The sequence below is a fragment of the Clostridium sp. AF21-20LB genome, assembly GCF_003478795.1.
Taxonomy (GTDB): Bacteria; Bacillota; Clostridia; order Lachnospirales; family Lachnospiraceae; genus Otoolea; species Otoolea fessa.
Genome location: NZ_QUGD01000002.1, coordinates 1 through 11,839, shown reverse-complemented (window position 1 = coordinate 11,839; position 11,839 = coordinate 1). Strand labels below are relative to the sequence as shown.

Here is an 11,839-nt window from a genome sequence, read left to right as displayed (position 1 = left end):
ATGAGCAGAATTGAACAGATCATCACAGAAATTGAAGATTATATCGACAGCTGCAAGTTTCAGCCGCTGTCCAACACGAAGATTTTAGTAAATAAAGAAGAGATTGAAGAACTGCTCGTGGAACTGCGTCTTCGCATTCCGGAGGAGATCAAGAAATATCAGAAGATCATCAGCAACCAGGATGCGATTCTGCAGGAGGCACGTTCCCAGGCAGACGCGATGGTAGCCGAGGCGACCGCCCAGACCAATGAGCTGGTTAATGAGCATGAGATCATGCAGCGTGCATATGCAGAAGCAAACAGCATTATTGAGCAGGCAAATGCACAGGCACAGCAGATCGTGGACAACGCTGTCACAGAGGCAAACAATATCCGCCAGGGTTCCGTTCAGTACACAGACGACATGCTCCGCAGCCTGCAGACCATCATCAAGCATTCGATGGAGGGCGCGCAGAGCCGTTTCGAGTCTTACATGAGTTCGATGCAGTCCAGCTACGATGTTGTATCTTCCAACCGCAATGAGCTGGCTGGCAGTGTCGTGACCGAGCCGGAGGAGAACACAGGCGCCGAGGCAGCAGCGGTCGCTACACAGGCGGCATCCGGCGAAGCAGCAGAATAAAGAGAACGAACGAGAGACTGGCGTGAACCAGTTTCCACAGTACATAATGCCGGATGGAAAGTCCGGCATTTTTTTCTCTGTCTTTTCGGCTGTCCCGTATGACTGAATTTGTCTGGGCGATCCCGGATAACCCGCCGAACGCGGCACATGCCGCCATCGCGCCGGATTGAACCGGGATACTGAATATGGCACCAGAACGGGCGATCGCATCGATGCCGGTTGTCATTTCAGCCGTCCCGATCAGAACCAGACGCAGCGTGCCGGAACAGAAGGCGTCGGCAAAGGCAGCGAGGATCGAATACAGCATGATCAAACCGCCGATGCGGACCTGCAGTTCGATGCAGTCCATCAGGATGGTGTCGAAGGAAGCGGGAACGGAGACGGATGTGGATTTTGTGCGGGCAGGCTTGACAGAGCCGGCTTCTTTCGAAAAAAATCGGTTTTGAAAGCTAAAAGAAGTTACTTTATTATAAATGCATAGGAGACTTCCAACCAATAAAAGCGGCGTATATAGTGCCAGAACCAGATAGTTTGACGGAACTGCCGGGTTCAGCCTAGGTGCAGCATATCCGGCGATAAACATGGGGCTTGGCGAAGCGCTGATGGCGGTCAGAAGCCGTTTTTCATGTGCCGAAAGCAGCGATTTCCGGTTAAAATCGGCGGCAGTTTTCATTCCCATCGGGTAACCGCAGAGCATCCCGGCAAGCAGGGCATAGCCGCTGTAGACAGACATACCAAGATGTTTCAAAACTGGGTGAAATGGCGCTAGAAGCAGCCGGACGCCGCCGTGTTCAGCTAAAAGCTTTGAGAAGAGCATAAAGGGAAATAACGTCGGAAAGACCGTATTGAACCATAAAAGAAGTCCTTTCTGTGCCCCATCCGCAGAGAGACGCGGATGCGAGAGCAGAAGCGCCAGGATAAGTGCTGGGAACAGGGCGGATAATATTTTTTTTATATATGGCATGGGAGCGCCTTTCTATCATTAAAAAGTAATATAAAGATAGATTATATATATGTAGACAGAAAATGGCTCATTCCTTTTGGAAGCCTGAAAACCGGCATACCGAACAAAGAAAGAACGAATGAGCGCGAAGAAAAAGTCTTTAGAATCACGATTATAAATGGATATACAGAGCAATAGACAAAAACAGGAGGAAAACGATTGGATTACCGAGAACTGCCGGAAGAATTTCTTGAAAAAATGAAACAATTTCTGGGAGAGGAATACCCGGAGTATCTGGCTTCGTATGAGGAAGAGCCGCGTTCAGGGCTGCGCGTCAACACGGGCAGGCTGACACCGGAACAGTTTTTAGAGATGGCACAGACGGCGGACTGGAATTTGAAACCAGTGCCGTGGACAAAGAACGGTTTTTATTATCAGGGCGAACGCCCATCCAGGCATCCGTGGTATTACGCGGGACTCTACTATTTGCAGGAACCGAGTGCGATGGCACCGGCGGCATGGCTGCCGATCAAGCCGGGTGACCGGGTTCTGGATTTGTGCGCGGCACCGGGCGGTAAAAGTACGGAACTGGCGGCGAAATTAGCCGGTACAGGTGTCCTGTTTTCCAATGATATCAGCAATTCGCGCGCAAAAGCGCTTCTTAAAAATCTGGAAATGTTCGGAGCGGGAAATATCTGTGTAACGAGCGAGGCACCGGAAAAAATGGCTGGCATCCTGCCGGAGTTTTTTGATAAGATTCTGGTCGATGCGCCGTGCTCCGGCGAAGGTATGTTCCGCCGCGATCCGTCGATGGTAAAGAGCTGGAACGAAAAAGGTCCCGATTATTATGCGCCGCTGCAGCGCCAGATTCTCGACTGTGCCGTGCAGATGCTTGCGCCGGGCGGGAAACTGGTTTATTCGACCTGTACCTTTGACAGGGACGAGGACGAGGGAACGATCGAGTATATTCTGGAGAAATATCCGCAGATGGCGGTCGTGCCGCAGAAACCGGAATATGGCTTTGAGGGAAGCCGTGGCATTGAGGGCTGTCTGAGATTGTTTCCGCACCGTCTGGAGGGCGAAGGACATTTTGTTGCGCTGTTGGAGAAGCGGACGGAGAAACCAGACGCAAATGTCAAGGATTTGAAAAATGCCGGTGAGAAAGCATTGAGCGATCCACTTTTGGTAGAGGAAATAGAAGCGCGGTTGTGCCGTGTGGCGGAAGACGGTAAGTCCAGACAGATGGCTTCCGGAAAAGCGAAAGGGAAAATGTTTGGAAAGGGAAAAAACGTGGCGCAAAACCAGACCGCCGAGGATTTTTCCCCCCTGTTTGAGCTTCTGCGCCAGCTTCCGGTAAGAACCTGGAATCCGGAGCAATTCTACCGTGACGGCGAGCGCATCTATTACCTCCCGGCAGCGCTGGCAGGCGACAATACACGTTATTTTAAGCCGCTCCGCTGTCTGCGTACCGGACTTCTGCTCGGAGAACTGAAAAAAGGGCGGTTTGAACCATCCCAGGCGCTGGCAATGAACCTGCGGATGCAGGAATTTGTAAATTACTTAAATTTTAATGCCTCGGATGAGCGCACGATCCGCTATTTAAAGGGCGAGACATTGACAGCCGCAGAGGAAGAGGCAGCAGATGGTCTTGTACTAATCTGTGTGGATGGATTTCCGCTTGGCTGGGCGCAGAAACGGGGCGGTCAGCTTAAAAATAAATACAATCCCGGATGGAGGTGGCAGTGATGGGACAGGGTAAAAGTATACGTTTAGACCGTTTCCTGGCAGAGATGAAGCAGGGAACGCGCAGTCAGGTAAAAGAGATGATCCGCAAAGGGCGGGTTCTGGTCGATGGAACCGTCTGCCGCGAGTCTGACCGGAAAATATTCCCGGACGAAACCCGGGTTACACTGGATGGACAGCCGGTTGGCTGGGCAGACACGGAATATTATATGTTAAATAAACCGCAGGGCGTCGTTTCCGCAACGGAAGACGGGCGCTATCAGACTGTCATTGACCTTATTGATGAAGCAAAGCGAAAAGACCTCTTCCCGGTCGGACGCCTCGATATTGATACGGAAGGACTGCTTCTCATCACAAACGACGGTGCGCTGGCGCATGAGCTTCTGGCACCGAAAAAACACGTGGATAAGGTCTATTTTGCACGCGTAAAGGGAACACTGAAAGAAGGAATCGAAGCGCGCTTTCAGGCAGGACTGACGCTGAAGGATGGCACACCGGTACGGCCGGCAGAGCTTGTGATCGAGAAAAAATGGAACGACGCAGGAGAAGACCTCTGCGAGGCGCGCCTGACCATCCATGAAGGAAAATTTCATCAGGTAAAGCGGATGTTTGAGGCAGAGGGCGGCGAAGTCATTTACCTGAAACGCCTTTCGATGGGACCGCTTGCCCTGGATGAGGCACTGGCGACGGGAGAGTACCGGGCGCTGACGGAAGATGAAATTAGAGCGTTAAAAGAAAGAACGCTAACCTCACAAAATTGTGTATCGAATGACGAAAATTTGTCAGACACCCAAAATAACACACCTCCTGAAATCAACTGGAACACAGTAGACGCCGTCCTCTTCGATCTCGACGGCACCCTGGTCGATTCCATGTGGATGTGGAAAGCGATCGATGTGGAATTTTTAAAGCGTTACGGCTATGACTGTCCGGAAGATCTTGAGAAGGTGATCGAGGGCATGAGCTTTTCCGAGACAGCAATCTATTTTAAAGATCGCTTCCAGCTGCCGATGACCCTGGATGAGATAAAGGCCATCTGGATTGAAATGTCGATCGATAAATACCGCCATGAGGTACCGCTGAAATCGGGTGTTGCGGAATTTCTTTCATTTTTAAAGAAAAAAGGAATCCGCATGGGAATTGCGACGAGCAATGCACAGGATATGGTAGCAGCTGTGCTGGATTCTCTGGAAATCCGTTCCTATTTCGGTGTGGTGGCAACTGCCTGTGAGGTGGCGGCAGGAAAACCGGCGCCGGATATCTATCTGAAGGTGGCGGCGGATCTGGCGTACAGCCGGAAAAATGTTTGGTATTTGAGGATGTCCCGGCGGGGATTCTGGCTGGAAAACGGGCTGGTATGCGCGTCGGCGCGGTCGAGGACGTATTTTCACTTTCCATGATCGAAGAAAAGAAAGAATTAGCTGATTTTTATATCCGGGACTACCGGGAACTGATACAGGGGGCAAGATAAAATGATACATGATTTTTTACCGATCTGCAGGGCGGATATGGACAAGCGCGGCTGGGAGAGCTGCGATTTTGTCTACGTGTGCGGGGATGCGTATGTCGATCATCCGTCGTTCGGCCACGCGATCATCAGCCGTATACTCGAAGCGCACGGCTATAAAGTAGGCATCATCGCCCAGCCGGACTGGAAGAATCCGGAATCCATTCAGATTCTGGGCGAACCGCGTCTCGGATGGCTGGTTAGTGCCGGAAATATGGACTCTATGGTAAACCATTATTCGGTTTCGAAAAAGCGCCGCGCAAAGGATTCCTACACACCGGGCGGCGAGATGGGAAAACGTCCGGATTATGCGACGATCGTCTATTCTAATCTGATCCGCACCTGGTCGAAAAAGCCGATCATTCTCGGCGGTATCGAAGCCAGCCTGCGGCGTCTGGCACATTATGATTACTGGTCCGGAAAAATGAAACGGTCCATTCTGCTGGATTCCCAGGCAGATCTGATTTCCTACGGAATGGGCGAGCGCTCGATCGTGGAGATCGCGGATGCACTGGCCAGCGGCATCGAGGCAAAGGATATCACCTTCATCGAGGGAACTGTTTATAAGGCGGAAAACCTGGATTCTGTTTACGACGAAATCCGTCTGCCGTCTTACCGCGAGGTTTCCTCCGATAAAAAGACGTATGCGGAGAGCTTTTACACCCAGTACAGCAACACCGATCCATTTTCGGGAAAACGCCTCGTTGAGCCGTACAGCGACCGCCTCTATGTGGTACAGAATCCGGCGGCGAAACCACTGACCCAGGAAGAGATGGACGATGTCTACGCACTTCCATACATGAGAACCTGGCATCCGTGTTACGATGCAGCGGGTGGTATTCCAGCGATCACGGAAGTAAAATTCAGCCTGATCAGCAACCGCGGATGCTTCGGCGGATGCAGCTTCTGTGCGCTGACCTTCCATCAGGGACGCATCGTGCAGACCCGCAGCCATGAATCGATTATTCAGGAAGCAGAACTTTTGACCCAGGAACCGGATTTCAAGGGCTACATCCACGATGTCGGCGGTCCGACCGCAAACTTCCGTCACCCGGCATGCGAAAAACAGATGACCTACGGTGCCTGTCCGCACAAACAGTGCCTGTTCCCGCAGCCGTGCAAAAACATGAATGCCGATCACAGCGACTATATTTCCCTGTTAAAGAAGCTGCGGGCGATTCCGAAGGTAAAAAAAGTTTTCATCCGTTCGGGTATCCGTTTCGATTATCTGCTGGCGGAGAAAAACCGGGCATTCTTGCGGGAGCTTTGTCAGTACCATGTCAGCGGACAGCTCAAGGTAGCGCCGGAACATATATCGGATAATGTATTAAAACGGATGGGAAAACCGGAGAATAAGGTTTATCGCCAGTTCATGAAGGAATATGCAGCGATGAATGACTCGCTGGGAATGAAGCAGTACCTCGTTCCGTACCTGATGTCCTCCCATCCAGGTTCCACGCTCAAGGAGGCGATCGAACTGGCAGAATATCTGCGCGACCTCGGCTACATGCCGGAGCAGGTGCAGGATTTCTATCCGACGCCATCCACACTGTCTACGTGTATGTATTACACGGGATATGATCCGCGCACGATGGAAAAAGTGTACGTGCCGACCAACCCGCATGAGAAAGCGATGCAGCGTGCGTTGATCCAGTACCGCAATCCGAAAAACTATGATCTGGTGCTGGAAGCACTCCGTCTGGCAGGCAGAACGGATCTGATCGGTTTTGATAAGAAATGCCTGATCCGTCCGCGGCAGATCAAAGGCCGCGATTTCGCGGCTGGCGGATATAAAGGGGCGCATCATGCACCCAGACGGCAAAACCGGCTGCTGCCAATCGTGCAAAAGACACCAAACGACCGGCTGTGGGCAGTATGGCCGGGCACAAACAGACCGGCATAAATGGAAATGGACGAAATGCGGGGGGATTTGGCGGCGCTGTAGGTGGAAAGAGCAGCGGAAGCGGAAAGAAAAAAGCCATCCGGAACGTGCACAAGAAGAAATAAAACTCATGTACTCTCGGAATGCAGGAAAGACTCCGAGCGTACATACTTGAGACGGGAGGAATTTCTCATGAAAATTGCGATAATTACAGGTGCCTCTTCCGGCATGGGGCGCGAGGCAGCCAGACAGCTGGCGGATCGCTTTTCGGGACTTCAGGAAGTCTGGCTGATTGCCCGCCGGATGGACCGGATGCAGGAGCTGGAACGGACGCTGCCGATCCCGGCGCGGTGTTTCGCCATCGATCTGACGGATGCATCCCAGCGGGAGACGCTGGAAAACGAGCTGGCGGCGCGCAAGCCCAACGTAAAGCTTTTAGTAAATGCTTCCGGCTTTGGTAAAATCGGAACGGTCGGGAACCTGCCGCTTGACGATGAAACGGGAATGGTAGAGCTCAACTGCGAGGCGCTGTGCGCGGTCACGCATATGGTGCTTCCCTATATGAGCGAAAACAGCCGGATTCTCCAGTTCGCGTCAGCAGCCTCCTTTCTGCCGCAGCCGGGATTTGCCATCTATGCGGCAACCAAGGCATTTGTCTTAAGCTACAGCCGCGCCCTGCGGGAAGAACTCCGCCCGCGCAGAATCGGCGTGACGGCGGTCTGCCCCGGACCGGTCAAAACCGAATTTTTCGACATTGCCGAGACAACTGGGGAGATTCCTCTTTATAAGCGTCTGGTGATGGCAGATCCGCACAAAGTTGTAAAACTTGCCATCCGCGACTGTATGGCGGGAAAAAGCGTGTCGATTTACGGCGTATGGATGAAGGCATTCTTTGTGCTCTGCAAGATAGTTCCGCATGAGTGGATTCTGCGCGCGATGCAGGCGTTAAACCATTAAATCAGACAAAAAGCTAGTATCATTCAATAAAAACATGATAGAAAGGATTTTTACACCGTGAAAAAGATAAAAAAAGGCGATTACGGCTACCGCAATCATTTCAAGCGGAAACAGCTTTTTATCATCGCACTTCTGGCATTATTTATCATCGCACAGCTGGTTGGACGGTCTTTTACAGACAATGATTCCGTCAAAAAAATTCTGACGGTCATGGCGATCGTCACAGTACTTCCGGCGGCGAATCTCGCATCCCCGCTGATTGCCATTTTCAAATACCATACGCCGGAGCAGGCGTTTCATGAGGCATATATGCCGTATGAGGAAAAATTTGAAGTTCTCTATGATCTGGTTCTGACGACACCGGAAGATGTGATTCCGTCCGATGTGACCGTCGTTCACCCGACTGGCATCTATGTGTACTGCATCAATCCAAAGCTAAATATAAAGCGCGCGGAGGCAGGTTTAAATGAACTGTTAAAGGCCAATAAACTGGATCCGAACCTGAAAATCGTGACCTCACGCAGCACCTTTGACAAGCGGATTCACAGCCTGAAACCGGCGTCAGAGTATGAGGACGATGGAACTGTAGAGTACGGCGTGCGCGTAATAAAAGGATTATCGATGTAAAAAAGGGAGGCGGCAGCCATGCGGATGCTGACAGTATCTAAAAATGAGGCGGGGCAGCGCCTGGACAAGCTGCTGGCAAAATATCTGAATCTGGCGGGAAAAAGCTTCATTTATAAAATGATGCGAAAGAAAAATATTACCCTGAACGGAAAAAAATGCGACGGTTCCGAACATCTGACCGAGGGCGATGAGATCAAGCTGTTTCTGGCAGAGGAGACGATCGAGAAGTTTTCGGAAGTGAAGATTCAGAAGGTTCAAAAGAAAAAGCTCGATATCGTCTACGAGGACGAACATATTTTACTGATCAATAAGCCATCTGGAATGCTGTCCCAGAAAGCGAAAGAGACGGATGAATCGCTGGTCGAATACCTGATCGACTATCTGCTGGATTCTGGCAAATTAAAGAAAGAGGACCTGGCGTGCTTCCGCCCGTCCGTCTGCAACCGCCTCGACCGCAACACAAGCGGCATAGTGGCAGCTGGACGTTCCCTGCCGGGACTGCAGATCATGTCCGAGGTCATCAAGGACCGGAGTCTGGGAAAATATTATGTCTGTGTCGTGCGGGGAATCGTAAAAGGCGAGGCCCGGATCGAGGGATGGCTGACGAAAAATGAAAAGACGAATCAGGTGTCGATCCGAAAAGAGGAGACCCCTGGAAGTCTGCTGATCCGGACTGCATACAGACCACTGGCGTCTGGAAACGGATATACCCTTCTGGAGGTTCACCTGATCACCGGGCGTTCCCACCAGATCCGCGCCCACCTGGCATCCATCGGGCACCCGATCGCCGGGGATCCGAAGTACGGTGATCCCCAGGTCAATGAGGAAGTGAAAAAACGTTTCGGCGTTCGTTCGCAGATGCTTCATGCGTGGCGGCTGGTAATGCCGGAAACGATCTCCGAGCCGCTTTCATATCTGGCGGGCAAAGAATTTACCGCGCCTATGCCGGCGGAGATGAAACGGATGGAAGAGATGATGAAATCAGCTCCAAAACGCCCAGCCAATCATCGCCTGTAAATTTTAAATTGTGCGAAAAATCAAAAAAATAAGTGGAGGAGCAACAACATGGGGACTTGGAACAGCCGGGGACTTCGTGGTTCAACCCTGGAGGATATGATAAACCACACAAACGATCTTTACCGTGAGAAAAAGCTGGCATTGATCCAGAAAATCCCGACGCCGATCACGCCCGTCTCGATCGATAAAACCAGCCGCCATATCACGCTGGCGTATTTCGATCAGAAGAGTACCGTCGATTACATCGGCGCGATTCAGGGCGTCCCGGTCTGCTTTGATGCGAAAGAATGCGCGGCAGATACATTTCCACTGCAGAACGTCCATCCGCATCAGGTCGCATTTATGCGGGAATTTGAAGAGCAGGGCGGGATTGCTTTCTTAATTATATATTTTTCACAGAGGGATGAACTTTACTACCTGCCATTTTTCCATCTGGACGCATACTGGGAGCGGATGCAGCAGGGCGGACGAAAGAGTTTTACATATGAGGAAATGGATAAAACGTGGCGCATCAAAAGCCACCGGGATATATTAGTCCATTATCTGGAACCGCTGAGCCGGGATTTAGGAGAAAGAGAGGATGATTTTTCATGACAACAGCCGTAGAACGTTTTTTGAAATATGTATCATATGATACGCAGTCAGACGAGGCATATGACACCTGCCCGAGCACAAAAAAAACAGCTTCTGTTAGCCAATGAGCTGAAACGCGAGCTGGAAGAAATGGGTGCATCCGATGTGCGGATGAGCGAGTACGGATACTTGTTTGCACGCATTCCGGATAATACAGGCAGTACCTCTGCTCACGGTGCATCCGGCGTTGGACAGAAAACCACCATCCCGGCACTTGGCTTCATTTCCCACATGGACACCGCGCCGTCCTTAACCGGAACAAACGTAAAGCCGCGCATCGTCCAGGCATATGACGGCAAAGATATCGTATTAAATGCAGAAAAACAAATTGTCATGAAAGTTTCAGAATTTCCGTTTTTAGCCGACTTAAAAGGTCAGGATCTGATCGTAACCGACGGAACCACGCTTCTGGGCGCCGACGATAAGGCAGGCGTGGCGGAGATCATGACGATGGCAGAATATTTCCTGAGCCACCCGGAGATCCCGCACGGCGAGATCTGCATTGGATTTACGCCGGACGAGGAGATCGGACGCGGCGCGGATCGTTTCGATGTGAAAGACTTCGGTGCAGCGGTTGCTTATACGGTAGACGGCGGTCCGATCGGCGAGATCGAATATGAAAATTTCAACGCCGCTTCCGGCAAAGTCCGGATTCAGGGAGCCAGCATCCATCCGGGTGATGCGAAGCTCAAGATGAAAAATGCCCTTCTCATCGGCATGGAATTTCAGAGCCTGCTGCCGGTCTTCGAAAATCCGATGTACACAGAAGGTTACGAGGGATTCTATCATCTGGATGAAATGAGCGGAAATGTAGAAGAGGCGCAGTTAAATTATATCATCCGCGATCACGACCATGAAAAATTTGAACAGAAAAAGAAATTTTTCGCCGAAGCCGCCGATTTTCTGAACCGCAAATACGGTAAGGGCACCGTGATCGCCGAAGTAACGGACAGCTACTACAACATGAAAGAAAAAATTGAGCCGTGCATGTACCTGATCGATACCGCCAAAGAGGCGATGACAGCCTGCGGCATCGAGCCGGAGGTCGTTCCGATCCGCGGCGGCACCGACGGCGCCCGCCTCTCCTACATGGGGCTCCCGTGCCCGAACCTCTGCACCGGCGGGTATAACTATCATGGAAAATATGAATTTATTCCGGTGGATTCGCTTCAGAAGACGGCGGAGATACTAGTGAAAATTGCCAGTTTATTTTCATAAAACAATAAATTATTTGGTAATCTTTTTGTTAAACATTGAAAATTGTTGAAGAAACCTTCTGTATGTGGTGAGATTAAATAAAATAGCTGGAAATAAATCGAAATTTTGATGCAATGTGGGATTCTTACAACGATCATTTGGGACATCCTTCCTCCGATCACTATAAGGGGACGTCTCCGGCATCTACGGAAGAAGCAAAAGCGCTGATAAAACTGACTGAGCAGTACCCTTTCAAACGAACGGTAAGCTATCATACACAGGGCGAAGTAATCTATTGGTATTTCGCACAGACCGGCGATTTGTTGAACGAAAGCAAGGCGTTTGCGGAGTCGGCATCCGCCGTTACAGGATATCCATTAGATGCCGACTACACCAAACTCGATCCCGCCGGATATAAAGACTGGACGATCCAGAAGAAAAACATTCCCAGCCTGACAATAGAAGTAGGCAGAGGTACAAATCCTCTGGAAATGAGTCAGCTTCCTGCGCTCTATGAGCAGAATAAGAATGTGATTGGAGAAATTTTGTATGGGTTGAGAGAGTAGTTGGATATAAAGAGATTGAATCCAAACATGTTATAAATTTTTATAATGAGGGCAGAGCAATATGGTTTTATGTGTTGTAAAATATAAAAAATATATCCCTCTGCTCTTTTTGTACTATGTGGTGCTATATTTTTGCACAAATATATAAT

10 protein-coding genes and 2 pseudogenes are annotated in these 11,839 nt (G+C 50.6%); 11 read left to right on the top strand and 1 reads right to left on the bottom strand.

Going from position 1 to position 11,839, the window contains the following annotated elements; translation table 11 throughout:
* Window positions 1–618, top strand: a complete 618-nt coding sequence (locus DWX76_RS01525) for a vacuolar family H+-ATPase subunit H (protein WP_118293507.1) — start codon at window positions 1–3, stop codon at window positions 616–618.
* On the opposite strand, the gene DWX76_RS01520 is transcribed toward DWX76_RS01525, so the two are convergent.
* Complete coding sequence (locus DWX76_RS01520) at window positions 584–1,582, bottom strand: nucleoside recognition protein (RefSeq protein ID WP_243017081.1); 999 nt, start codon at window positions 1,580–1,582, stop codon at window positions 584–586. The genes DWX76_RS01525 and DWX76_RS01520 overlap by 35 nt on opposite strands.
* A 198-nt stretch (window positions 1,583–1,780) precedes the next feature.
* Between DWX76_RS01520 and DWX76_RS01515 the strand changes: the two genes are divergently transcribed.
* From DWX76_RS01515 to DWX76_RS01475, 10 genes and pseudogenes are all read left to right on the top strand, one after another.
* Window positions 1,781–3,307 carry an RsmB/NOP family class I SAM-dependent RNA methyltransferase gene (locus tag DWX76_RS01515; RefSeq protein WP_118293506.1) on the top strand — a complete coding sequence of 509 codons (1,527 nt, stop codon included), beginning with the start codon at window positions 1,781–1,783 and terminating at the stop codon, window positions 3,305–3,307.
* Window positions 3,292–4,557: pseudogene (locus DWX76_RS14730) on the top strand (pseudouridine synthase); the annotation flags it as partial. The gene DWX76_RS01515 and the pseudogene DWX76_RS14730, both read left to right, overlap by 16 nt.
* Before the next feature lie 53 nt (window positions 4,558–4,610).
* On the top strand, window positions 4,611–4,775 hold the full coding sequence (locus tag DWX76_RS14725) for a hypothetical protein (protein WP_412693948.1): 165 nt from the start codon (window positions 4,611–4,613) through the stop codon (window positions 4,773–4,775).
* A gap of 1 nt (window position 4,776) precedes the next feature.
* The gene (locus tag DWX76_RS01505; RefSeq protein WP_118570003.1) at window positions 4,777–6,714 is read left to right on the top strand and encodes a YgiQ family radical SAM protein; all 1,938 of its coding nucleotides are present in this window, start codon (window positions 4,777–4,779) and stop codon (window positions 6,712–6,714) included.
* 171 nt (window positions 6,715–6,885) lie between these two features.
* On the top strand, window positions 6,886–7,650 hold the full coding sequence (locus tag DWX76_RS01500; protein ID WP_118293503.1) for an SDR family NAD(P)-dependent oxidoreductase: 765 nt from the start codon (window positions 6,886–6,888) through the stop codon (window positions 7,648–7,650).
* A 57-nt stretch (window positions 7,651–7,707) separates the two neighbouring features.
* Window positions 7,708–8,277 (top strand): O-linked GlcNAc transferase-like protein, encoded by a 570-nt coding sequence (locus DWX76_RS01495; protein ID WP_118293502.1) that lies wholly within the window; start codon window positions 7,708–7,710, stop codon window positions 8,275–8,277.
* An 18-nt stretch (window positions 8,278–8,295) separates the two neighbouring features.
* Window positions 8,296–9,294: an RluA family pseudouridine synthase gene (locus DWX76_RS01490; RefSeq protein WP_118293501.1), complete on the top strand. Its 999-nt coding sequence runs from the start codon at window positions 8,296–8,298 to the stop codon at window positions 9,292–9,294.
* Between the two features lie 48 nt (window positions 9,295–9,342).
* Window positions 9,343–9,888: a Holliday junction resolvase RecU gene (locus tag DWX76_RS01485; RefSeq protein ID WP_022358599.1), complete on the top strand. Its 546-nt coding sequence runs from the start codon at window positions 9,343–9,345 to the stop codon at window positions 9,886–9,888.
* A pseudogene (gene pepT / locus DWX76_RS01480) lies at window positions 9,885–11,145 on the top strand (peptidase T). Before DWX76_RS01485 ends, pepT begins: the two are co-directional and overlap by 4 nt.
* Window positions 11,146–11,231: 86 nt before the next feature.
* A complete protein-coding gene (locus tag DWX76_RS01475; protein WP_412693960.1) occupies window positions 11,232–11,690 on the top strand; it encodes a M14 family zinc carboxypeptidase in 459 nt (152 codons plus the stop codon).
* The last annotated feature ends 149 nt before the right edge of the window (window positions 11,691–11,839 follow it).